The 22398-nt window shown below is 65.9% G+C and carries 27 protein-coding genes; 8 read left to right on the top strand and 19 right to left on the bottom strand.

The window, feature by feature from the left end:
- Positions 1-127: 127 nt before the first annotated feature.
- A complete protein-coding gene (locus QZL87_RS08865) occupies positions 128-688 on the bottom strand; it encodes a peroxiredoxin (RefSeq protein ID WP_295326497.1) in 561 nt (186 codons plus the stop codon).
- A gap of 147 nt (positions 689-835) precedes the next feature.
- Positions 836-1219: a glycine zipper 2TM domain-containing protein gene (locus tag QZL87_RS08860; RefSeq protein ID WP_295326494.1), complete on the bottom strand. Its 384-nt coding sequence runs from the start codon at positions 1217-1219 to the stop codon at positions 836-838.
- A gap of 168 nt (positions 1220-1387) precedes the next feature.
- Here QZL87_RS08860 and QZL87_RS08855 point away from each other — a divergent pair, with 168 nt between their 5' ends.
- Together QZL87_RS08855 and QZL87_RS08850 are read left to right on the top strand one after the other, a co-directional pair.
- Positions 1388-2236 carry a TauD/TfdA family dioxygenase gene (locus QZL87_RS08855; RefSeq protein WP_295326492.1) on the top strand — a complete coding sequence of 283 codons (849 nt, stop codon included), beginning with the start codon at positions 1388-1390 and terminating at the stop codon, positions 2234-2236.
- 230 nt (positions 2237-2466) lie between these two features.
- The gene (locus tag QZL87_RS08850) at positions 2467-2928 is read left to right on the top strand and encodes a host attachment family protein (protein WP_295326490.1); all 462 of its coding nucleotides are present in this window, start codon (positions 2467-2469) and stop codon (positions 2926-2928) included.
- Here QZL87_RS08850 and QZL87_RS08845 read toward each other — a convergent pair whose 3' ends face one another.
- Positions 2929-3594 carry a lysoplasmalogenase family protein gene (locus tag QZL87_RS08845; protein ID WP_295326487.1) on the bottom strand — a complete coding sequence of 222 codons (666 nt, stop codon included), beginning with the start codon at positions 3592-3594 and terminating at the stop codon, positions 2929-2931.
- Positions 3595-3671: 77 nt separating this feature from the next.
- Between QZL87_RS08845 and trmFO the strand changes: the two genes are divergently transcribed.
- Complete coding sequence (gene trmFO / locus QZL87_RS08840; protein WP_295326485.1) at positions 3672-5018, top strand: methylenetetrahydrofolate--tRNA-(uracil(54)-C(5))-methyltransferase (FADH(2)-oxidizing) TrmFO; 1347 nt, start codon at positions 3672-3674, stop codon at positions 5016-5018.
- A 107-nt stretch (positions 5019-5125) separates the two neighbouring features.
- On the opposite strand, the gene QZL87_RS08835 is transcribed toward trmFO, so the two are convergent.
- Positions 5126-5593, bottom strand: a complete 468-nt coding sequence (locus QZL87_RS08835) for a hypothetical protein (RefSeq protein ID WP_295326483.1) — start codon at positions 5591-5593, stop codon at positions 5126-5128.
- Positions 5594-5729: 136 nt separating this feature from the next.
- Here QZL87_RS08835 and QZL87_RS08830 point away from each other — a divergent pair, with 136 nt between their 5' ends.
- Positions 5730-6635: a hydrogen peroxide-inducible genes activator gene (locus tag QZL87_RS08830; RefSeq protein ID WP_295326481.1), complete on the top strand. Its 906-nt coding sequence runs from the start codon at positions 5730-5732 to the stop codon at positions 6633-6635.
- Between the two features lie 284 nt (positions 6636-6919).
- Here QZL87_RS08830 and QZL87_RS08825 read toward each other — a convergent pair whose 3' ends face one another.
- From QZL87_RS08825 to pgsA, 3 genes are read right to left on the bottom strand one after another with little or no spacing between them, the layout of a single operon-like run.
- Positions 6920-7360 carry a molybdenum cofactor biosynthesis protein MoaE gene (locus tag QZL87_RS08825; RefSeq protein ID WP_295326478.1) on the bottom strand — a complete coding sequence of 147 codons (441 nt, stop codon included), beginning with the start codon at positions 7358-7360 and terminating at the stop codon, positions 6920-6922.
- Complete coding sequence (gene moaD / locus QZL87_RS08820; RefSeq protein ID WP_295326476.1) at positions 7357-7614, bottom strand: molybdopterin converting factor subunit 1; 258 nt, start codon at positions 7612-7614, stop codon at positions 7357-7359. Before moaD ends, QZL87_RS08825 begins: the two co-directional genes overlap by 4 nt.
- Positions 7614-8186 carry a CDP-diacylglycerol--glycerol-3-phosphate 3-phosphatidyltransferase gene (pgsA, locus tag QZL87_RS08815; protein ID WP_295326474.1) on the bottom strand — a complete coding sequence of 191 codons (573 nt, stop codon included), beginning with the start codon at positions 8184-8186 and terminating at the stop codon, positions 7614-7616. The genes moaD and pgsA overlap by 1 nt, the downstream gene beginning before the upstream one ends.
- A gap of 106 nt (positions 8187-8292) precedes the next feature.
- On the opposite strand from pgsA, the gene QZL87_RS08810 reads away from it, so the two are divergent.
- Positions 8293-9588, top strand: coding sequence for an MFS transporter (locus QZL87_RS08810; RefSeq protein WP_295326471.1), 1296 nt, complete (start codon positions 8293-8295; stop codon positions 9586-9588).
- Positions 9589-10079: 491 nt separating this feature from the next.
- On the opposite strand, the gene QZL87_RS08805 is transcribed toward QZL87_RS08810, so the two are convergent.
- The 3 genes from QZL87_RS08805 to nadC form a co-directional block, all read right to left on the bottom strand.
- Positions 10080-10304 (bottom strand): hypothetical protein, encoded by a 225-nt coding sequence (locus QZL87_RS08805; protein ID WP_295326469.1) that lies wholly within the window; start codon positions 10302-10304, stop codon positions 10080-10082.
- A gap of 94 nt (positions 10305-10398) precedes the next feature.
- Positions 10399-11106, bottom strand: coding sequence for a ribonuclease T(2) (locus tag QZL87_RS08800; protein WP_295326467.1), 708 nt, complete (start codon positions 11104-11106; stop codon positions 10399-10401).
- A 91-nt stretch (positions 11107-11197) separates the two neighbouring features.
- Positions 11198-12046 (bottom strand): carboxylating nicotinate-nucleotide diphosphorylase, encoded by an 849-nt coding sequence (gene nadC, locus QZL87_RS08795; RefSeq protein WP_295326465.1) that lies wholly within the window; start codon positions 12044-12046, stop codon positions 11198-11200.
- Between the two features lie 221 nt (positions 12047-12267).
- On the opposite strand from nadC, the gene QZL87_RS08790 reads away from it, so the two are divergent.
- On the top strand, positions 12268-13404 hold the full coding sequence (locus tag QZL87_RS08790) for a nitronate monooxygenase (RefSeq protein ID WP_295326463.1): 1137 nt from the start codon (positions 12268-12270) through the stop codon (positions 13402-13404).
- Positions 13405-13538: 134 nt separating this feature from the next.
- Here QZL87_RS08790 and QZL87_RS08785 read toward each other — a convergent pair whose 3' ends face one another.
- Positions 13539-13985, bottom strand: a complete 447-nt coding sequence (locus QZL87_RS08785; RefSeq protein WP_295326461.1) for a peptidylprolyl isomerase — start codon at positions 13983-13985, stop codon at positions 13539-13541.
- 157 nt (positions 13986-14142) lie between these two features.
- On the opposite strand from QZL87_RS08785, the gene mgtE reads away from it, so the two are divergent.
- Entirely contained in the window at positions 14143-15582 is a 1440-nt protein-coding gene (gene mgtE / locus QZL87_RS08780) for a magnesium transporter (protein WP_295326459.1), read from the top strand.
- A 219-nt stretch (positions 15583-15801) separates the two neighbouring features.
- A complete protein-coding gene (locus QZL87_RS08775; protein ID WP_295326456.1) occupies positions 15802-15930 on the top strand; it encodes an entericidin A/B family lipoprotein in 129 nt (42 codons plus the stop codon).
- Between the two features lie 17 nt (positions 15931-15947).
- On the opposite strand, the gene tatC is transcribed toward QZL87_RS08775, so the two are convergent.
- The 8 genes from tatC to argS form a co-directional block, all read right to left on the bottom strand.
- Positions 15948-16703 carry a twin-arginine translocase subunit TatC gene (tatC, locus tag QZL87_RS08770; protein WP_295326454.1) on the bottom strand — a complete coding sequence of 252 codons (756 nt, stop codon included), beginning with the start codon at positions 16701-16703 and terminating at the stop codon, positions 15948-15950.
- A gap of 50 nt (positions 16704-16753) precedes the next feature.
- Positions 16754-17146, bottom strand: coding sequence for a Sec-independent protein translocase protein TatB (tatB, locus tag QZL87_RS08765; protein WP_295326452.1), 393 nt, complete (start codon positions 17144-17146; stop codon positions 16754-16756).
- Positions 17147-17174: 28 nt separating this feature from the next.
- The gene (locus QZL87_RS08760; protein WP_295326450.1) at positions 17175-17408 is read right to left on the bottom strand and encodes a twin-arginine translocase TatA/TatE family subunit; all 234 of its coding nucleotides are present in this window, start codon (positions 17406-17408) and stop codon (positions 17175-17177) included.
- Positions 17409-17433: 25 nt separating this feature from the next.
- Positions 17434-18027, bottom strand: coding sequence for an SMC-Scp complex subunit ScpB (gene scpB, locus QZL87_RS08755; RefSeq protein WP_295326448.1), 594 nt, complete (start codon positions 18025-18027; stop codon positions 17434-17436).
- A complete protein-coding gene (locus tag QZL87_RS08750) occupies positions 18024-18797 on the bottom strand; it encodes a ScpA family protein (RefSeq protein WP_295326445.1) in 774 nt (257 codons plus the stop codon). Before QZL87_RS08750 ends, scpB begins: the two co-directional genes overlap by 4 nt.
- 7 nt (positions 18798-18804) lie before the next feature.
- On the bottom strand, positions 18805-19812 hold the full coding sequence (gene nagZ / locus QZL87_RS08745; protein ID WP_295326443.1) for a beta-N-acetylhexosaminidase: 1008 nt from the start codon (positions 19810-19812) through the stop codon (positions 18805-18807).
- Positions 19813-19919: 107 nt separating this feature from the next.
- On the bottom strand, positions 19920-20657 hold the full coding sequence (locus tag QZL87_RS08740) for an SPOR domain-containing protein (protein ID WP_295326440.1): 738 nt from the start codon (positions 20655-20657) through the stop codon (positions 19920-19922).
- Positions 20657-22384: an arginine--tRNA ligase gene (gene argS, locus QZL87_RS08735; RefSeq protein ID WP_295326438.1), complete on the bottom strand. Its 1728-nt coding sequence runs from the start codon at positions 22382-22384 to the stop codon at positions 20657-20659. Before argS ends, QZL87_RS08740 begins: the two co-directional genes overlap by 1 nt.
- Positions 22385-22398 lie beyond the last annotated feature (14 nt).

The following is a 22398-nucleotide window of genomic DNA, read 5'->3' as shown; positions in this document are numbered from 1 at the left end:
GTTCGCTAGTTGCAGCGGGGTGGGCAATCGCGGCGTCGCTGCCCACCCCCAACCCCTCCCGCAAGCGGGAGGGGAGAGCAACGGCCGCAATCGGCCGCAAACAGGCATTCCGCAAACGTCGCCCGGCTCAGCGCCGCCGAGCCTTCCATGCGCGCACCGCGGCCATCGTCTTTTCGACATGCGCCTGCGGCTTGCTGTCGGTGTAGCTCAGCAGGATCGTTCCGTTCGGCGCGATGACATAGGATGTCCGGTTCGAAAGCATCGTCCCGTCGGGACGCCGCATGGTCGAATCATATTTCGCCGCGACCTTCGCGCCCGGATCGGCGGCAACGGCAAATTTGTCGCGGCATTCGGATTTCGAAAATTCGGCGACGCGCTCGATATTGCCCGCGGTGACGCCGACGACGCGCGCGCCGAGCTTGTTGAAATCGTCGCTCGCCTCGGCGAACAGATGCGCCTCCATCGTGCAGCCGGGTGTGAAGGCGGCGGGAAAGAAATAGAGCACCACCGGCCCCTTTTTCAGCGTCTGTTGCAAGGACAGGCTGAACGGCTTGCCACCCTGCGCCGCACTCAGCGTGAAATCGGGCGCTTTCGCCCCTTGCTGGAGCGCCGCGATGCCCTGGGGCGCGACAACGGCCAGCGACACGCCGCAGCCAGCCGCCACCGCGAATTTTGCCAGGAACTTCATTAGCGGCCTCCACCAGGAACGGCGGGACGATCTTCCGCCGGATACCACTCTACGCTCTTATTCGCAGACCGCAAACGACCGTGACGCCGCGCCGGCGCGAACCGTGGCTCGCGCGGCGCGGGCGCCAGCCGGCACCCCCGCCGCCGATCAGCAGCGGCGGCCGCCGCGATCGATCTCGCGTCCGATCAGCGCGCCCGCGGCGCCGCCGATGATCGTGCCCGGCAGACGGTCGCCGTAACGATCGACCTCGCGCCCGAGCAAAGCGCCTGCGGCGCCGCCGACGATCAGCCCCGTGGTGCCGCTGCCGCGGCGGCAATAATAGCGGCGGTCGCGATAGTGGCTGCGCCGGTAATCGCGGCGATAGTCGCGCCTGTAATCGCGTCGATAGTCGCGCCGGTAATCGCGATAATCGCGGTCGCCATAATAGCCATGGCGGTGATGGCGGTCGCGCGCCTCCGCCTCGGCGGGCAATGCCGCGACGGTGCTGGCGCCAATCAACGCCGCCAACGCCAATTTCTTGAGCAGGAACATCTGTCTTCTCCATCTTGCCCCCCGTGGAGCAGATTAGGACCGCAAAGATGGCGCCCCGCTGAATTGCCGATGCTTCCGCACCCCGCCCCGCATCAACTCGGCGATATTTCGGGGCGCCCTGCCGCTCCCGATTGACCGCGCGCCGCAATCGGCGCACCATCGCTTCCCATGACGCTCACCATCACCCCCAGCGGTCAGGCGTGCGGCGCGCGCGTGACCGGGGTCGACCTGACGCAACCGCTTGATGCCGGGACGATCGCGAATATCCGCGCCGCATGGCTCGACCATCATGTCCTCGCCTTTCCCGACCAGAAGATGAGCGACGACGATCTCGAGCGTTTCACCGGCTATTTCGGCGGCTTCGGCGACGATCCCTTCATCCGCCCGATCCCGGGCCGCGAACATATCATCGCGGTGAAGCGAAAGGCCGACGAGACCGCCCCGCTCTTCGCCGAAAACTGGCACAGCGACTGGAGCTTTCAGGCCCGTCCGCCCGCGGGCACCTGCCTGTTCGGCATCACCATACCGCCCGTCGGCGGCAACACCGAATTTGCGAATCAGCACGCCGCGCTCGACGCGATGCCCGCCGATCTGCGCGCACGCATCGAGGGGTTGCAGGCAATCCACAGCGCGCGGAACGGCTATGCGCCGCAGGGCATGTACGGCGCGAAGGACAAGAACCGCAGCATGGATATCCGGTCGGACGAGGAGGCGCTCGAAACCTGGCTCCACCCCTTCGTGCGCGCGCATCCCGAAACCGGCCGCCTCGGCCTCTTCGGCTGCGCGGGCTATATCATCGGCTTCGACGGCCTCGACGATAGCGAGGCTCTGCCCCTCCTTTACGAACTCATCCAGTGGCAAGGGCGCGAAGAGTTCCGCTACAGCCACGCCTGGGAACCCGACATGCTCGTCATGTGGGACAATCGCTCGCTGCTCCACCGCGCAACCGGCGGTTACGACGGCCACGACCGCCTGCTCCACCGCACGACGATCGCGGCGTGGGAGGGGACCGCCTGACGACCGGTTCAAGGGTGGTGAGCGGTCGTTGCCTACAACCGTCGCCCCCGCGAAGGCGGGGGCCGCTGTCGGTTTACGCAACACCGCTGATTAAGGCCGCTGGCGGCCCCCGCCTTCGCGGGGGCGACGGCAGTTACCAGCCGAAAACCGCCGGACCGTCTCGCTGTCCCCACGCCCCGCCGAAACCTCGCCCCTTCCCATGCGTTGCTCCCGTCAGAAGGAGCAATAGCATGACCCTCCCCCATGACGCGCTCGTCCTCGTCGCCGACGGCCGCAAGGCGCTGTTCCTGCGCAATCGGGGCGACGAGCAGCGGATCGACCTGCGCACCGCCTCGCACCGGACGCGCGAAGACCGCAAGGACAGCGACATCAAGACCGACGCCGCGGGCCGGTCGCCCGCCCCCGGCGGCAGCGGCCTTCCGGGCGGCACGATGGGCGAACCCGATTTCCACCAGCAGGAGGAAGACCGCTTCGCGCGCGATCTCGCTGAAAAGGTCAATGCAATGGCGCTCGACGGCCAGTTCGACGCGCTCGTCGTCGTCGCCCCGGCGCGCACCATGGGCGAGCTGCGCCCGCTCTGGCACAAGGAGGTCGGCGCGCGGATCGTCGGCGAGCATGTCAAGGAAATGACCGACCGCCCGATCCCCGACATCGAGGCGCTGCTCGCCGGCGAGGCTGCGCCGCCTTCCTGATCAGCCGCGCGCCTCTTTCGACAGCGTGCTCACGACACCCCACGCGATCAGCGCCTGCCCCGCAAAATAGAACGGCCAGACGAGCCACATCGTGACGCCTTTGGACAACGCCCCGCCCTCGCCCGCGAAAATGAACAGGTCGCTGGCAAGGAAAAGCATCGCGCCGATTCCGGTGCGATAACGCGGAAATCGGCTCGTCCATGCCGCGGCCGCCATCGCGGCGACGAACAGCGAATAGATCGCGGCGTGCCACCAGCCGGGCGCCGGGCTCAACACGGCCCAGACGATCACCAGCGTCGCGGGCATCGCCAGCCAGCCCAGCAGGCGCTGCGACGGGGTCATCTTCGCTCGCCGGTTGAACAGATACAGGGCGATCGCCACCAGATGGCCTACCACGAACGCGACGGCGCCCGTCTCGAGCCCCTTCGCGTCGAGCAGCCAGTCGCCGAGCGCCCCGAAACCGAGCGCCGCCGCGATCATCCAGCCGTCGCGGCTGCGCGCATTCGCCGCGGCCCACAGCGCCAGAAAGCCGACTCCGCTCGTTTTCCACGCCCAGATCGCGGATCCGTCGAGCCGCTGCACCACGGCGATCATGAAACTCACGCCGCCCGCCAGCGCCAGCCACCACAGCCAGCGCGCGCGATCCCAACCCTGTTCTCCCGTCATCAGCTTCCGCCCCTTTGCATCTTGCTCCCAACCGGCCTAGTGCGCAGCCCACCCAATCAAGTCAACGGACATGCTAGATGAGCTACGACATTCACATCATCGGCGGCGGCCTCGCGGGCTCCGAGGCGGCGTGGCAGCTGGCCGAGGCGGGTTGCCGCGTGCGCCTGTCCGAAATGCGCGGGGGCGGCGATACGACCCCCGCGCATCAGGGCGACACGCTCGCCGAAATGGTGTGCTCGAACAGCTTTCGCAGCGACGACGGAGACAGCAATGCCGTCGGTCTGCTCCACCGCGAGATGCGCGCGCTGGGTTCGATCATCATGCGCGAGGCTGACGCGACCAAGGTGCCCGCGGGATCGGCGCTCGCGGTCGACCGCGACCTCTTCTCGGGCGGCGTCACGAAAGCACTCGCCGAGCACCCCAACGTCACCATCGTCCGCGAACGGATCGACACTCTGCCGGCCGAGGGCCTGACGATTGTCGCCACCGGCCCGCTCACCGCCGCCGGCCTCGCCTCGAGCATCGGCACGGCGACCGGCAAGGACGCGCTCGCCTTTTTCGACGCGATCGCCCCGATCGTCTACCGCGACAGCATCGACATGGACGTCGCGTGGATGGCGAGCCGCTGGGACAAGGTCGGCCCGATCGGCGATGGCAAAGACTATATCAACTGCCCGATGGACAAGGATCAATATCACGCCTTCGTCCAGGGGCTGATCGACGGCGAAAAGACCGACTTCAAGGACTGGGAAAAGGACACGCCCTATTTCGAGGGCTGCATGCCGATCGAGGTGATGGCCGAGCGCGGCGTCGAAACGCTGCGCTTCGGGCCGATGAAGGGCGTCGGCCTCGACAATCCGCGCACCGGGCGCTGGCCCTATGCGGTCGTCCAGTTGCGTCAGGATAATGCGCTCGGGACGCTGTGGAACATGGTCGGTTTTCAGACCAAGCTTAAACATGGCGCGCAGGTCGAGCTGTTCCGCACCATCCCCGGGCTCGAAAAGGCCGAATTCGCGCGCCTCGGCGGGCTCCACCGCAACAGCTTCATCCGCTCGCCCGAGCTGCTCGACCAGCAACTCCGCCTCAAATCCGCGCCGCATATCCGCTTCGCGGGGCAGATCACCGGCTGCGAAGGCTATGTCGAGAGCGCCGCGATCGGCCTCGTCGCCGCGCGCTTCGCCGCCGCCGAGCTCGCGGGCCGCACTCTGCCCCCGCCGCCCCCCGAAACCGCGCTCGGCGCGCTCCTCGGCCACATCACCGGTGGCGCCGACGCCGCATCCTATCAGCCGATGAACGTCAATTTCGGCCTCTTCCCCCCGCTCGCCGAGGATGTGCGCAAGAAGGACCGCAAGCTCGGCTATACGCAGCGCGCGGGCGCGAAGCTCGCGGAGTGGATCAGGCTGGCTGAGGGCGTCGCTGCCTGACCGGCACCGTCATTGCGAGGAGCGTAGCGACGAAGCAATCTCCAGCTATCGGCAAGGCGGGACGATGGCTGGAGATTGCTTCGCTACGCTCGCAATGACGAAATGCCTCAACAACGACACTTCGGCTTCGCTTTCCGCTTCGGCGCCGTCGTCGCGAACTCGGCGCGCGTCAGGTCCCCCGACCTGTCGGCATCGGCGCCCGCGAATTTTTTGCCCGTCGTCACCGCCCATTCCTCGAAGGTCAGCAGATTATTGCCGTCGGTGTCGAGCTTGCGGAACGCCGCCGTACGCGACGACATCAGCTCGACGCGGCTGATCCGTTCATTGCGGTCGCGGTCGAAGCGGTTGAAGCGCCGCTCCTCGCGCGACGCCTCTTTCGCGGCGGGCAGCGCGGGCGGCGCCGGGCCGCGCTTCGGCGCATTCGCCGCGGCCGCGGGAATCGCGGGCAAGGCCGGCGGCGGGTCGGGCAACACTTCGACCTCGGCGATTTGCGTATAGCCTTTCCACATGAACAGCCCGCCGGTCAGCAGCAGCGCGCTCGCCACGCCGCCGATCAGAAATCGGGAAATCGCCATCCGCCCCTCCGCGCCGGTTGATCGGGCATAGCTATCACGGCGCGACGTCGAACGACAAGGATCGCCGCCACTATGGTCGCGAAATACAATCGAGAAAACCTCTCGAAATTGCGCCGGTAATTGCTACATTCGATCAATGCACAACTACCTCCCTTCGCTCAAACAGATGCAATATCTCGTCGCGCTGCATGAGCACGGCCATTTCGGCCGCGCCGCCGATGCGTGCAACGTCACCCAGTCGACCTTGTCGGCGGGCATCCGCGAGCTCGAGACGCTGCTCGGCCAGACGCTCGTCGAGCGCACCCGCCGCGTCGTCCGCTTCACGGTGCTCGGCAACGCCATCGTCGAAAAGGCGCACCGCGTGCTGCGCGAGGCCGAGGAACTCGCCGACATGGCCGCCGCGGCGTCGGCGCCGCTGGTCGGCGAACTCCGGATGAGCGTCATCCCGACGATCGCGCCTTTTCTGCTCCCCGGCCTGCTCCCCCGCTTGCGCAAGGAACGCCCCTCATTGAAGCTCTTTCTACGCGAGGAGCCGAGCGCGCAGGCGTGCGAGTCGCTCCATCACGGCACCGTCGACTGCGTCCTCCTCGCGCTGCCCTATGCGTGCGGCGACGTCGAGAGCGAGAAACTGTTCGACGACGCGCTCTTCGTCGCCTTCCCGGGCGACCAGTCGGAAGAGCTCCCCGCGATGGTCAGCGCCGATCAGCTCGATCCGGCGCAGATGCTGATGCTCGAGGACGGGCATTGCCTGAAGGACCATGTCCTCGCCGCGTGCAACCGCCCCGAACTGCGCGCCGGCGCGCGGATGATGGGCACCTCGCTCCACACTTTGGTGCAGATGGTCGACAACGGCCTCGGCATCACGATGCTTCCCCAAATGGCAATCGAGGCGGGCATCCTCGACCACACCGACATCGACACCCGCCCGCTCGATTCGGAGCATGACTGGCGCACCATCGCGCTCGTCTGGCGCAAGGGCAGCCCGCGCGCCGACGAATTCCGCCTGCTGGCCGATATTTTCAGGAAGCATCAGGTCGCATGACGAAGGCCGGATACGACCGGGAGCGGACCTATCTTACATCGTCATCCCGGACTTGATCCGGGGTCTATTCACGCAGCGTAGAAAGAATGGATCCCGGATCAAGTCCGGGATGACGAATGTCTGAGACCGGCCGGTTGCGGCCTCATATCGTCATCCCCGCGAAAGCGGGGACCCAGAGCGCGCGTAGGCTGACCCCACAGTGGGTTCCCGCTTTCGCGGGAATGACGAATGTTGGGAATGGAGCAATCCACCCCAAAACAGACATCCGCGCGCCTTATGACCGGCTAGCTCCACCGCTCTGCCCGGCGCTGATCCTCCTCGCGAGGTTCGACCCACTGCACCCGCCCATCGCCAAAAGTCTCGCGCTTCCACAGCATCACATCGGTCTTCAACCGGTCGATCATAAACTCGCACGCTGCCAGCGCCTCGGCGCGGTGCGGGCTGCTCGCCAGCACCAGCACGATCGTCTCGCCGGGCGCCATCGCGCCGACGCGGTGGATCAATGTCAGCGCCGACAGCTTCCAGCGATCGGACGCCCCATGGGCGAGCGCGGCGAGCCCCGCCTCGGTCATCGCGGGATGATGTTCGAGGAACAGTTCGGTCAGCCCGTCCTCGCCGCGCACGCGCCCGACGAAGCTCGCGCTCGCACCGTGGCCGCCGGCATCGTGCAGGTCGAACTCGGCGGCGACGTCGATCGCCGCGGGCTGGACGGACACGCGGATCATCCGCCGGTGACCGGCGGAAACAGCGCGACCTCGCGCGCACCCGAAAGCGGCGCGTCGGGGCCCATCATCGTCCCGTCGATCGCCGCGCGGATGCGGTGCGGTTCGGCAAAAGCCAGCGCCCCGCGCTCATCGCGCGCGCCAAGCCACGCGAGCAGCGCGGCAACGTCGGCAACCTCGCCGGGAAGCTCGACACTTTCGGCCGCGACGCCCATCCGTTCACGCACCCAGGCGAAATAGGCGATCTCCAGCACCATCAATCCATATGCTTCAGGCCGACGCGCAGATAATCCCAGCCGGTGATCAGCGTCAGCACCGCGGCGCCCCACAGCGAGGCGAGCCCGACACTCTTGATCCACGCCATCGCCGGCAGCGCGCCCGCAAGGATCAGCGCGCCGAACGCGACGAGCTGGAAGGTCGTCTTCCACTTGGCGAGCTGCGTCACCGGCATCGACACCTGGAGCGTCGCGAGAAATTCGCGCAGCCCCGACACGATGATCTCGCGCAGCAGGATCATCAGCGCCGCGATGACGTGCCAGCCCGCGATGTCGCGCGTGAAGACGAGCAGCAGGATCACCGCCGCGATCATGATCTTGTCGGCGATCGGATCGAGGAAGGCGCCGAGCCGCGACACGATCCCGCGCGAGCGCGCGACATAGCCGTCGAAATAATCGGTGATGCCCATCAGGCAATAGAGGCCGAAGGCGAGCGCATAGTCGATCGGCTTCGGCTGGTGCGATCCCTCGACCACCCCCGGCCACAGCAGGAAAAGCAGGATGGGGACCGCGAGGATTCGCGAGAGGGTCAGGATATTGGGAAGGCTGAGCATGACCCTGATTGCCTGAATGTTTGAGAAAATGGGCTTTGACCCCGCTTCCCCTACCCGATAAGCCCCCCGGGCGACAACCAAGGATGCTCAAAAGAATGGATCACGCATGACCGGCTCCTTCGCGCTATTGAAGCAACGCCGGTTCCTCCCTCTTTTCGTCACCCAGCTCCTCGGCGCGTTCAACGACAATCTGTTCAAGAATGCGATGGTGCTGTTCGTCGTCTATGGCGTGTTCAACGACGAGGCGTCCGAAACGCTGTTCAGCGCGGTCGCGACGGGGCTGTTCATCCTGCCCTTCTTCCTCCTGTCCGCGCTCGCGGGCCAGCTTGCCGACACGCGCGACAAGGCGCGGATCATTCGCATCGTCAAATTCTGCGAGATCCTGATCATGATTGTCGGCGGCCTCGGACTCGTCCTCGCGTGGATGGGCTTCGCGGTGCATCTGATCGCGATCCCGCTGATGATGCTCGCGCTCTTTGCCATGGGCATCCACTCGACCTTCTTCGGCCCGATCAAATATGCGATCCTGCCGCAGCACCTGAAAAGCGACGAAGTGCTCGCGGGCACCGGGCTGGTCGAGGCGGGCACCTATATCGCGATCCTCGCGGGCACGATCCTCGCCGGCGTGATCGACGTCGAATGGGCGGCGCTCGGCGTCGTCCTTGTCGCGGGCATCGGCTATTGGACCGGGCGCAAAGTGCCCCCCGCGCCGCCCGAGCATGAGGAAACGGGAATCGACTGGCACATCGTCCGCTCGTCGGTCGCCCTCGTCCGCGGCACGATGCACATCCCGCGCCTTTATCTCGCGATCCTGTCGATCAGCTTCTTCTGGACGATCGGCGCGGTGCTGTTCATCCAGTTCCCGCCGCTCGTGAAGAATATCCTCCACGCCGACAAGAGCGTCGCCAGCCTGTTCCTCGCCATCTTCTCGATCGGCATCGCGATCGGCTCGGTCGCGGTCAACCGCCTGCTCAAGGGGCAGGTGTCGGCGCGCTACAGCCCCGCCAGCGTCATCGTCATGGGCCTGTTCGTCGTTGCCTTCTATTGGGTGTGCCGCAACTGGGGCGCCGAACCGGCGGGCACGCTTTACGACATAGGCGGCTTCCTCGGTCATCGATCGGTGATCGCGCTGCTCGCCGCGCTGCTCGGCATCGCGATCAGCGGCGGCATGTTCGTCGTGCCGCTCTATGCCTTCCTCACCACCACCGTCCCCAAGGACCAGACCGCGCGCACCGTCGCCGCGAACAATATCGTCAATTCGGGCGCGATGGTCGCCGGCTCGCTGCTCGCGATGGGCCTCGGCCTCGTCGGGGTGGGCGTCGTCGACCAGCTGCTGATGAGCGCCGCGATGTGCCTCGTCTCCGCCTGGCTGGCGGTCAAGCTCCACCGGGCATGCGACTGACCGGAACCGGCGACGGCACACCTGATATCTGCTCTGGGGTGGAGAGCGGGCGTTGCCTATAACCGTCGCCCCCGCGAAGGCGGGGGCCGCCAGCGGCCTTAATCAGCGGTGCCCACGTAAGCCGACAGCGGCCCCCGCCTTCGCGGGGGCGACGGCTAGTTTCGGTCGGTTTCAGCCCCTCGTCATCCCGAGCTTGACCCGGGATCCCGCTTTTTGGGGCATCGACCGGTCTTCGGCATCAAGCGGGACCCCGGATCAAGTCCGGGGTGACGAATAAAGAGACGGCAGCAATCTGTCGGTAGCGGATGTTCCCTTGTTCCGTTCGTGTCGAGCCCTTCGATTGCCTTGGCAGGCGCTCAGGATAAACTTCGACCTTTGGTCGAAGTCGAGACACCCATCGATGTAGCGCCTGGCCCGAGGGGCATCTCGACTTCGCTCGATGCGAACGGATATTTTAAAGCGCAATGTCCGCTACCGGTCGAAACCCGACCTCAGATCAAGAACATCATCGTCGCGGTGAAGAAGATGGCGAAGCTCTGAAGAAACAACCGGAAATCATTGCCCGAAAAGATCGTTACCGGCTCGCGATGCGCCGCGATCGCCGCGCGCAATTCGCCTTGCCAGTCCTCGGGCGCGTTCAGTCGGGCGATCGCCAGCTGGCGCGCGCCATGTGCCCGCACCCGCTCGCGAATATCGATATGATCGTCCGAGTCCATGCACCCGAAGCTAGGGCGATGTTAACGAGTCGATAAGGTTAAAAGAGTGTTAACGCGCCGCCGTCCCGCGGCGGGACGCTTTCGCGCCGACTGCTTAATCCCTGGGCATCGGCCGCACGCGCACGCGGCGGCCGTCCTTCGCGCCCGCCTGAAACGGCTTGCAGCGCGCCGGCTTCATCCGCGGCCCCAGGCACAGGCGCACTTCGTCGAGCCAGCCCTGCCGGTCGACCGAAACCGCGATCATCGGCGTCGTCACCCCGCGATTGGCGGCGGCGAAGGCGCGTCGGATGCTGCCCGCGGTCTGCGGCTTCGCGGCCAGCGCCTTCATGTCGGGAAAGCGCACCGCGCGAAACAATATCTCCGCCGCGCGGAAATAGGCGGCGGGATGCGGGCTCATGCACGTCCCATGCTTCGCCCATTCATGCTGGAGGAGCTGCGCCGAGGGCGTCATGCACATATGCTTTCTCAGTACCGGCTGCGGCACGATCTTCGCCGGGCGGCACCATTGCGGATAGCCGGGCCCGTCGGTTTCGGGCCACAGCCCGTGGAGCACCCAGCCGAAACGGCCATTCTCGCCCGAACATTGAAAGCGGTCGCGCGCGCCTTTCGGGCTCCGCACATCGGCGCAATGCTGCGGCGACCAGCTCAGGCTGAGCAAATAGCCGGTGGTCGCGGGCCTGCGCACCGGCTCGCCCCGGCGCGGCTGTTCGAGGCGCGGAACGGGGATGCGGTCGGGAACCGAGCAGGACAACGCCTGCGCCTGCGCCGCGACCGGCGCGACGACTGACAGCGCCAATATCATAAGCCGTCGCCCCCGCGAAGGCGGGGGCCGCTGGCAACCTTGCGCTACGCCGACAGCGGCCCCCGCCTTCGCGGGGGCGACGCTTTGTTCATCAAACCAGCGCAAAGTCGAGCCCGATGTCCGCCGCCGGCGCCGACTGCGTCAGCCGTCCGACCGAAACATAGGTCACCCCCGTCGCGCCGATCGCTCCGATCGTATCGAGCCGCACGCCGCCTGACGCTTCGGTCGGCACCTTGCCATCGACCAGCGCGACACATGTCCGAAGTTCGTCGAGGCTCATATTGTCGAGCAGCAGGTGCGTCGCGCCGGCGTTCAGCGCGGGCTCGACCTGTTCGACCCGGTCGACCTCGACGATGATGCTTTCAATTCCCGCATCGACCGCGCGGCGTACCGCTTCCTCGACCGATCCCGCGACCGCGACATGGTTATCCTTGATCATCGCCGCGTCCCACAGCCCCATGCGATGATTTTTCGCGCCGCCCATCCGCGTCGCATATTTCTCGAGCACGCGAAGTCCCGGGATCGTCTTGCGCGTGTCGAGCAAGGTTGCGCCCGTCCCTGCCAGCGCATCGACATATTGCCGCGTCATCGTTGCGATGCCCGACAGATGCTGCACGGTGTTGAGCGCCGAACGCTCGGCGGTCAGCAGCGCGCGCGCATTGCCCGACAGGCGCATCAGGTCGCTCCCGGCGGCAATCTCGGCGCCCTCCGCGACGAGAATCTCGATCTCCATGCCGGGGTCGAGCGCGCGAAAGAATCGCTCGGCGATCGGCAGCCCCGCGACGGTGATCGCATCGCGGCTGTCCATCACGCCGCCGAAGCGCGCCTCCGCGGGGATCGTCGCCATCGAGGTGATGTCGCCCCCCGCGCCCAGATCTTCCGCCAAAGTGGCGCGGACAAAGGCATCGAGGTCGAAATCGGGGAGCGTGAATTGGGTCATGCGACCTGCGATAATCCGCCCGCCCAGCAAATCAACTTGACGTTTACGTCAACTGGCGCTGACATGCACGCGAACGGATTGGATGCCTTCCTCTCCCGTTGGTGCTGAGCTTGTCGAGGCACCGCCCTTCTCTTCCGATGTCGAAAGAAGAACGGCCCTTCGACAAGCTAGGGCAAACGGCTTTTTTGGGAAGGCGGCCAGAACAAGAACGGAGAGGTCCCATGCAATCCCCCATCTGCGCCATGCTCGGCATCGAATTCCCCCTTCTCGCCTTCTCGCACTGCCGCGACGTCGTCGTCGCCGTGTCGAAGGCGGGCGGCATGGGCGTCTTCGGCGCCGCCGCGCTACCGCCCGAACGGCTCGAGGAAGAACTCGCGTGGATCGACGAACATATCGGCGGGCGTCCCTATGGCGTCGACCTGATCGTCCCCAACAGCTTCGCAGGCAAGGGCGACGCGCCTTCGCCGGGCGCAGCGAAGGTGCCCGAAACGCATCTGCAATTCGCCGCCGACCTGCTCGGCAAATTCGACGTCGATGCCGCGGGACTCGAAGCCGCGATGGAAACGCGCCAAAGCTTCGGCGACAATATGCACGAAGACGGCGCGGCGAAGCTGCTCGAAGTCGCCTTCCGCCACCCGATCAGGCTGATTGCCAACGCGCTCGGCGTCCCGCCGCCGCTGATGCTCGACCTCGGCAAACGCCATAATGTCCCCGTCGCCGCGCTCGTCGGCACGCGCGACCATGCGCTGGCGCAGGTTCGCGCGGGCGTCGACATCCTCGTCGTCGCGGGCGGCGAAGCGGGCGGCCATTGCGGCGAGGTCGCGACGATGGTGCTCGTGCCCGAGGTCGCGGCAGCCGTCGAGGCGGTCGGCGCGAACACACCGATCCTTGCGGCGGGCGGTATCGTCACGGGGCGCCAGATGGCGGCTGCGATGGCGATGGGCGCGCACGGCGCCTGGACCGGATCGGTGTGGCTGACGACTGCCGAAGCCGAAACCAATCCGGTCGTGAAGGAAAAGATGCTCGCCGCCTCGGCGCGCGATACGGTGCGATCGAAAAGCCGCACCGGCAAGCCGTCGCGCCAGCTCCGCTCGCCGTGGACCGACGCGTGGGAGGCCGAAGGCGCGCCGAAACCGCTGCCGATGCCGCTCCAGTCGCTAGTCAGCGAACCGGCGCTTCGCAAGGTCGATAAATTGTCCGAAGGCGGCCACGAAGGCGCCAAGGCGCTTGCGACCTATTGGGTCGGTCAGGGCGTCGGCCTGATGAACGAGGCGATGGGCGCCGGACAGGTCGTGCAGGCGTTCAAGGAAGACTGGATTGCCGCGTGCGAGAGATTGAACGGGTTCGTGGGGGAATAGCCAATGAAAAGCCCCTCCTCTTCAGAGGAGGGGTTGGGGTGGTCGACGCCGATGAAGGAGCACCACCCCGCTGCGACTAGGGAACAAGTTCCCAAGTCTCGCTGCCCCTCCTCTGAAGAGGAGGGGATGAGGCATCAGGCCACCGTCGCTTTCACGATCTTCCCCGGCTCGCGCGGCGGTTCACCCTTGGGCAGCGCGTCGACATTTTCCATGCCTTCGACCACTTCGCCCCAGACGGTATATTGATTGTCGAGGAAGCGCGCATCGTCGAAGCAGATAAAGAACTGGCTGTTCGCGCTGTTCGGATTCTGCGCGCGCGCCATCGAACAGACGCCGCGGACGTGCGGCTCGCTGTTGAACTCCTGCGGCAGGTCGGGAAGCTTGCTGCCGCCCATGCCGGTGCCCGTCGGATCGCCGCCCTGCGCCATGAAGCCCGGAATCACCCGGTGGAACACGACGCCGTCGTAGAAGCCTTCCTTGGCGAGCGTCGAGATGCGCTCGACATGCTGCGGGGCGAGGTCGGGGCGCAGGCGGATGACGACATCGCCGGTCGACAGCGAGAGCGTGAGGGTTTCGGACATATCGGGACTCCTATGGTCTGGTTCGGCGGTGCCATAGCGGCGCGCGGCGGCCAAGGCACGTTCAAATTGTCGAAAACCTATCTCCGCGGCGTTGCCATCGGCCGGTAGCGGCACTAGGGGAGGCTCGGACGCCGCAAGAGACAGGGAGGACCGCGCGATGGACGAACGCGAAGATTCCCTGCCGCCCGGCGATGCCGCGATCGCCGACGATCGCGAAACCCCTGCCCCCGAAACCGAACTCGACGAGGACGACCGGCTGAAGCCCGAGTTCGTTCGCGACGTGATCGAGCTCGCCGAGGCCGGCGAGGGCGAGGCCGCGCGCGAACGCGTCGGCCGCCTCCACCCCGCCGACATCGCCGACCTGTTCGAACTCGCGCGCACCGACGAGCGCCCGATGCTCGCAGCGGTGCTCGGCGACATGCTCTCCGCCGAGGTGCTCGCGGAGATGAACGATTATGTCCGCGAGGAGCTGATCGACCTTCTCGCGCCGGAGCAAGTGGCCGAACTCGCCTCAGAACTCGATACCGACGACGCGGTCGCGATCATCGAGGATATGGAAGAGGACGATCAGCAGGCCGTCCTCCAGGCGATGGAGCCCGAGGATCGCGCCGCGATCGAGGACGCGCTCTCCTTCCCCGAGGAATCGGCGGGGCGCCTGATGCAGCGCGACCTCGTCGCGGTGCCCGAGCATGTCACGGTGGGCGATGTCATCGACCGGCTGCGCGAAGATACCGAACTCACCAGCGATTTCTGGGAAATCTTCGTCGTCGACCCGATGCACAAGCCGGTCGGCACCTGCCAGCTGAGCTGGATATTGCGCACGCCGCGCGACATCGCGATCGGCGATGTGATGAAACGCGAGCAGACTTTGATCCCGGTCGACATGGACCAGGAGGAGGTCGCGCTGCGCTTCCAGAAATATGCGCTGATCTCCGCCGCGGTCGTCGACAAGAGCGGGCGGCTCGTCGGCATGATCACGGTCGACGACATCGTCCACATCATTCAGGAAGAGGCAGGCGAGGATATTTTGCGCCTGTCGGGCGCCGGCGACGGCGACATCAACGAACCGATCCGTGAGACCTATAGCGCGCGCGTGCGCTGGCTCATCGCCAATCTCGGCACTGCGCTGGTCGCCTCGACGATCGTCGGGATATTCGGCGGCGCGATCGAGCATATGGTCGCGCTCGCCGCGCTGATGCCGATCGTCGCGGGGGTCGGCGGCAATGCGGGAACGCAGACGCTGGCGGTGACGGTGCGCGCGCTCGCGATGAACCAGCTCACCGATTCGAACAGCTGGCGCGCGATCTGGCGCGAAATGAAGATCGCGCTGCTCAACGGCGGCACCATCGCGCTGATCGCCGGCACCGCGACCGCGCTGTGGTTCGCCAACCCCGAACTCGGCGGCGTGATCGCGGCGGCGATGATCGTGAACATCTTCGTCGCCGGCGTCGCCGGGGTCGCGATCCCATTGCTGCTCGACCGGCTCGATCAGGATCCCGCGGTCGCGAGCTCGATATTCGTCACGATGACGACCGATTCCATGGGCTTTCTGGCCTTCCTGGGCCTTGCCGTGCTCAGCGGGCTCACTACGCTCTGAATGCAAGATACTGGAATCCAAGCGATTCAGAAGCAGCGAAAAAAATTTCGTGACTCGCGATTTTTTTGGGAACCTATCGCCCCTATCGGTCGTTTCCCATTCGAGCAGCGGTCATCGCCCCCCCGCAGCGCTGCTCAGCAACATTGGCCCGGCCCGCATTCCCTCCCCCCCCTCGAAGCGTGCCGGGCCATTTTGCGCTCAATCCTGATGAGGTGAAGAATGTCGAGTGCTCGTATTATCCTTCTTACCCTGCTTGCCAGCTTTCTGGTCGCTGGCTGCAACACGGTGAAGGGTGTCGGCCGGGATATCGAATCGGTCGGTCAGGCGGGCAGCGACGCCATCGACTGATCCTCAGCCAACTTACGCTAAGCCTCTTCGAGAGGCTCGACAGGCGCCGCTTCGGCGCCTGTTTTGCGTCGGCGCTGGGTAAACCAGATCGCAAAGAGCGACATTTCGTAGAGCAGGATCAGCGGCACGGCGAGCAGGAACTGGCTCAGGATGTCCGGCGGCGTCGCGACTGCCGCGATCGCAAAGGCTGCGACAATCATGTAGCGACGCGACGAAACAAGTTGCTCGCGCGTCACCAGCCCCGAACGCTCGATCAACATCAGGAGAATCGGCAGCAGGAACGCGATGCCGAACGCCATGATGAACTGCATGATAAAGCTAAGGTAATTGCCGACCGACGGCAATGCTTCCTGCGACACGCCCCCGATATCCCCCTGATATCCCAGCAGGAATTTCAGCGCCAAAGGCACTGTCACGAAATAGGCGAAACTTGCGCCGATCGCGAAGAGCACGGGCGTCGCGAACAGGAACGGCAGCAATGCCCGCTTTTCCTGGCGATACAGGCCCGGGGCCACGAATTTCCAGAGCTGGTTGGCGATAATCGGGAAGGAAATCATCATCGCCGCGAAAAAGCCCACCTTTACCTGGACAAAAAAGGCTTCGAACAACTGGGTGTAGATCAGCTTGCCCTGCCCTGCCCGGACCAGCGGCTGGACGAGAACGGCAAAGATATTCTCTGCGAAATAGAAACAAACCCCGAAAGCCAGACCGATCGCGAGCAGCGATTTCAGCAGGCGCGAGCGCAGTTCGATGAGGTGATCGAGCAGCGGCATCTTGCCGCCGCCGCCATCCTCGTCTTCGGTGGTCGCAGGCGTATCGGCGCTCATGGCAGCGGGCCATCTTTGGGCGGCACGGCATGGGTTTCGGGCGGGTTGCCGGCGGCAGCCTGATCGACTTCGGCGTCGGTCACCGCCGGCGCGGTTTCGGCCTCGGGTGCAGATTCCGCAGTGGCGGGTTGCGACGTGCCGGCATCGTCAATGCGCGGAAATTCGCGCATGATCGCGTCATTCTGTTCGCGCCACTGCTTTTCGAGTTCCTCGAGTTCGGCCTCGCGCATCATCGTGTCGAGCCCGGCGCGGAAATGGCGCGCCATTCCGCGCGCCTTCCCCATCCATTTGCCGACGAAGCGCATCGCCTTGGGAAGGTCCTTGGGGCCGATGACGACCAAGGCCACCACCACGACGAGCAGCAACTCGGTGGGCGCAACATCGAACATTTACAAGCAATCCGGCAGGCGCTGGAACTCAGCGGTTTTCGGTTTCCGCGGTCGGGGTCGGCGTCGCGGTCAGATCGGGCGCGCGCTGGCCTTCGATCTGTTTCGGCGAGGGCGTCGGCGTTTCGTCCTCGGCCATGCCCTTCTTGAAGCTTTTGATGCCCTTGGCGACATCGCCCATCATGTCCGAAAAGCGGCCCTTGCCGAACAGCAGCAGGACGAGAATCCCGACCACGAGCCAGTGCCAGATGCTGAAGCTACCCATCTCAAATTCTCCTTGAAGGGCTCATCTAGGCCTCTTCACCGTCTTTTACTAGGTCCAGTTCGCCCATCGCTTCCTCGAAAGCGAGATCGACCGGGTCGAGCAGCCCTGCCGCACGCAAATCCTCGATTCCCGGCAGGTCCTTGCGGCTGGTGAGGCCGAAATGTTGCAGGAAAGCGTCGGTCGTCTTGTAGATCAGCGGCCGTCCCGGAACTTCGCGGCGTCCGGCGGGCATGATCCATTCGGCCTCCATCAGCACATCGAGCGTTCCCTTCGAGGTCTGGACGCCCCGGATCGCTTCGATTTCGGCGCGGCTGACGGGCTCGTGATAGGCGATGATCGCGAGCACCTCGGCGGCGGCGCGCGACAATTTGCGCGGGTCGTCGCGTTCGCGGCGCAAAAGATGCGCGAGGTCGGCCGGGGTCTGGAAATGCCAATGCCCGCCGCGTTCGACGAGCTCGATCCCGCTGCCCGCATGGCGCTGCGCGATGGTTTCGATGATCGCCTTCACCTGACCTGGCGTCATTTCGTCGCCGAGCCGGCCGGCGACCTGCCGCGCGTCCAGCGGCTCGTCGCTGGCGAACAGCATCGCTTCTATCGCGCGTTCGAGATCGTCGATCATGCCCCTGCTGCTTTCAGATAGAGCGGCGCGAAGGCGCCATCCTGCTTCAATTCGACCTGCCCCTGCCGCGCCAGCTCGAGCGCGGCGACGAAACTCGATGCGATCGCCGAACGGCGCAGCGGACCATCATAGTCGGACGGCAGGAAATCGGCGAGTTCGGCCCAGTCGAGCGTCACTCCCAGCATGCGCTGCAGGTGATGCAGCGCGGCGTCGAGCGTGACGACCGGGCGCCGCGACACCATATGCACCACGGGCTCGGAGCGCAGCTTGACCTGCCCATAGGCGGCGAGAAGGTCATAGAGGCTCGCGTCCCAGCGCCGCACCTTGATGTCGCGCAGCCCCTCCGGCTTCGCGCGCAGAAAGACGTCGCGGCCGATCCGGTCGCGCGCGAGCAAACGCGCCGCCGCGTCGCGCATTGCCGCAAGCCGCTGGAGCCGCAGTTGCAGGCGGAGCGCCAGTTCGTCGGGCGACGGATCCTCGAGCGGATCCTTGGGCAGCAGCAGTGCCGATTTGAGATAGGCGAGCCACGCCGCCATCACCAGATAATCGGCCGCGACCTCAAGCTTCAGCTCGCGCGCTTCGGCGATGAAAGCCAGATATTGCTCGACGAGCGCGAGGATCGAAATCTGCTTGAGGTCGACCTTCTGGCTGCGCGCGAGCGTCAGCAGCAGATCGAGCGGCCCCTCCCAGCTTTCGAGCGACAGTTGCAACGCATCGTCGCGCTCGGGCGCCGCCGGCACGATCTCGAAATCGAGCGGCAGCGACTCCATCGGCGAATCAGGCCGTCGCCAGTAGCGCGTCGCGCTGATCGACCAGAGTGGCGAACTCGCGGCCGTCGCTGGCGCCCGAAATCCGGTCCATCGCGCCCTCCAGCCGTGCGAGCGATACGGTGCTGATCGGGTCGAGCGCATTCGCTATGCCGATCATGTCGTCCATCTTCGCCCAGCAATTGAGCGCGATGTCGCAGCCGGCGGCAATCGCGTCGGCGGCGCGCGACGGCACGTCGCCCGACAGCGCCTTCATATCAAGATCGTCGGTCATCAGCAGGCCATGGAAGCCGATGCGCTGGCGAATGACGCTGTCGACGACGACCGGCGACAGCGTCGCGGGCCGTTCGGCGTCCCATGCCTCGAAAATGACGTGGCAGGTCATCGCCATCGCCGCGTCGCGCAATGCCGCGAAAGGCGCAAGATCGGTCTGCAGGTCACGGTCGGACGCGGTCACCGTCGGTAGCGCCTCATGCGTGTCGAGCAGGGCGCGGCCGTGGCCGGGAATATGTTTGACGATGCCGACGACGCCGCCCGCCTGCAATCCGCCGAGGATCGCGCGGCCGAGCGCGGCGACGCGCATCGGCTCGCTGCCGAGCGCGCGATCGCCGATGACGTCGCTGGCGCCCGGCTGGCGGACGTCGAGCAAAGGCAGGCAATCGACGGTGATGCCGACCTCCGCGAGCATGGCGGCGAGCGCCATCGCGTTGAGCCGCGCCGCCTCGATCGCGCTGGCGGGCGCGCGGTCGTAGAGCGCGTCGAACGCCGCGCCGCTCGGGAAAAGCGGCCATTCGGGCGATTTCATGCGCGCAACGCGCCCGCCCTCCTGATCGATCAGGATCGGCAGGCTGGCGCGGCCGTCGAGGCTGCGAAGCTCGTCGGTCAGGCGCCGCAGTTGCTCGCGGTTCTCGATGTTGCGTCCGAACAAAATATAGCCCGCCGGGTCGCTGTCGCGAAAGAAGGCGCGCTCATCGTCGGTGAGGGTCAGGCCCGACAGGCCGAAAATAGCCGGTATCATCGTCGATCAAACTCCATCGGCCGCCGCCCCCTCAGGCAACGACCAGCACGACAACATGCCATAGCGACGGGATCGCACCAACGGAGTCTGCGGCCAAGCGGGCCGAATCAGCGGACGACGACGCAATTTTCACCGGCAACGCGCAATTTTCCGCACAAATTCGACGCATTGGCCGCCGTTCCTGCCGAAACACGCAAGCGATAGACCATACCGTCGCCGACCTTGGCGGGCGAAATCGACCTGTTGAGCTCGGCCAGATAGGCAAACCGCTTCGACAGGTTGGTCCATGCCTTGGCGGCGGCGCCCTCGCTGCTGAAGGCGCCGAGTTGGATCATCGTCGAGCCCTGTGCGACTGGCGCCGGTGCCGGCTTGGTCTCACCCGCCTTGACCGGCGCGGCTGGCTGCTGCTTGCTTTTCGGGGTCTTTTCAGCCGCGGCCTTCTTCGCCGCCGCCTCGCGCTCGGCCACCGTCACCGCGGGTTCCTCGGGCATCCGCTTGGGATCGACCTTGCCCGCGGGTTCGCCGCCCTCGCTGGCGGAAAAGGCGACATCGCCCTCGCCCTCGAAAGTCCTCGCCCCGTCGCTCTTGGGCGCCACCTTGTAATCGCCCTGCTGCGCGGCGATCAATTCGCCGTTGCCGCGCGCGCCGCCATTCTGGATCCACCACAGGCCGCCGAGTACCGCGCCGATCAAGAGCAGCCCGCCGAGCACCATGACGAGCAGGCGCACGGGCGAAACTTCGCCATCTTCCTCGAACCCGTCGGCCGCTTCGAGCCAGGGGAGCCGATCCTCGTCATCGAGACCAAGCCCCGTATCGCCCTGCCCCGCATCCCGCCCCTCAGCCATCAATTCATCTCCTCGAGCGCCTCGACCCCCATCAGGAAGAGCCCGTTGCGGATAACCTGCCCGATTCCGTCGGCCAAATAAAGGCGCGTCGCGGTCAATTCGGGGTCATTGTCGAGCACGATGCGCGCCGACGGGTCGTCGTTGCCCAGATTATACCAGGCATGGAACGCCGCCGCGACGTCGGCCAGATAGAAAGCGATCCGGTGCGGCTCGCGCGCCGACGCCGCCGCTTCGACGGTGCGCGGGAATTGCGCGAGCAGCTTGATCAGCCCCAGTTCCTGCGTGCCCAGCCGCGCCGGGGCGGGCGGCGGCAGGTCGATCGCGGCCTCGGCGGCCTTCCTGCGCAGGCGCGAAATCCGGGCGTTGGCATATTGCAGATACCAGACGGGATTGTCGCGCGACGCCTCGACCACCTTGGCGAAGTCGAAGTCCATCTGCGCGTCGGCCTTGCGCGTCAGCATCGTGAAGCGCACCGCATCCTTGCCGACCTCATCGACGACATCGGCCAGCGTGACGAAATTGCCCGCGCGCTTCGACATCTTGAACGGCTCGCCATTCTTGAGCAGGCGGACCATCTGCACCAGCTTGACGTCGAAACGGGTCTTGCCGTCCGTCAGTGCCGCGACCGCAGCCTTGATCCGCTTGACCGTGCCCGCGTGGTCGGCGCCCCAGATGTCGATCAATTCGTCGGCGTTCTGGCTCTTCTGGAAATGATAGGCGAGGTCGGCGCCGAAATAGGTCCAGCTGCCGTCCGATTTCTTGATCGGGCGGTCCTGATCGTCGCCGAACCGCGTCGAGCGGAACAGCGGCAGCTCGACCGGCTCCCAATCCTCGGGCGTTTCGCCCTTCGGCGCTTCGAGCAGGCCATCGTAGACGAGATCATGCTCGCGGAGCCACTTCTCGGCAGCGGCGGGCTTACCCTCGGCCTGAAGTTCGGCTTCGGACGAGAAAAGGTCGTGATGGATGCCGAGCTTGGCGAGGTCGGCGCGGATCATGTCCATCATCGCGCTGACCGCCTCGGCGCGGAACAGGCCGAGCCACGCGCTTTCGGGCGCCCCCGCAAAGCGGTCGCCATGTTCTGCCGCCAGCTTTTCGCCGACCGGCTTCAGATAATCGCCGGGATAGAGCCCCTCGGGGATCGCGCCGACGTCCTCGCCGAGCGCCTCGCGATACCGCATATGGACCGAGCGCGCGAGCACGTCGACCTGCGCCCCGGCGTCGTTGACATAATATTCGCGGATCACCTCGTGCCCCGCATATTCGAGCAGCGCGGCGAGCGCGTCGCCGACCACGGCGCCGCGGCAATGGCCGACGTGCATCGGGCCGGTCGGGTTGGCCGAGACATATTCGACGTTGACGCGCCGCCCCTGTCCCATCGTCGACCGCCCGTAATCGCGGCCCTCGCTGAAGATCAACGCCAGTTCGTCGCGCCAGCTGTCGTCGGCGAGGCGCAGGTTGATGAAGCCGGGGCCGGCGACGCTCGCCTCGGTCACCTCGTCGAGTTTGCCGAGTTCGGCGACGAGCAGGTCGGCGAGCGCGCGCGGGTTCATTCCCGCGGGCTTCGCCAGCACCATCGCGGCATTGGTGGCGACATCGCCATGCGCCGGGTCGCGCGGCGGTTCGACGCTGATCCCGCTGCGATCGAGGCCATCCGGCAGGGCATTGCGAGCGGCCAGCGCGTCGAGCGCGGCGCCGATATGGTCGGAAAAACGACTGAACAGGGTCACAGGGTTTGGCCTAT

Origin of the sequence: uncultured Sphingopyxis sp. (genome assembly GCF_900078365.1) — a bacterium.
Taxonomy (GTDB): domain Bacteria; phylum Pseudomonadota; class Alphaproteobacteria; order Sphingomonadales; family Sphingomonadaceae; genus Sphingopyxis.
This window is presented reverse-complemented; position numbering and strand designations above follow the sequence as displayed.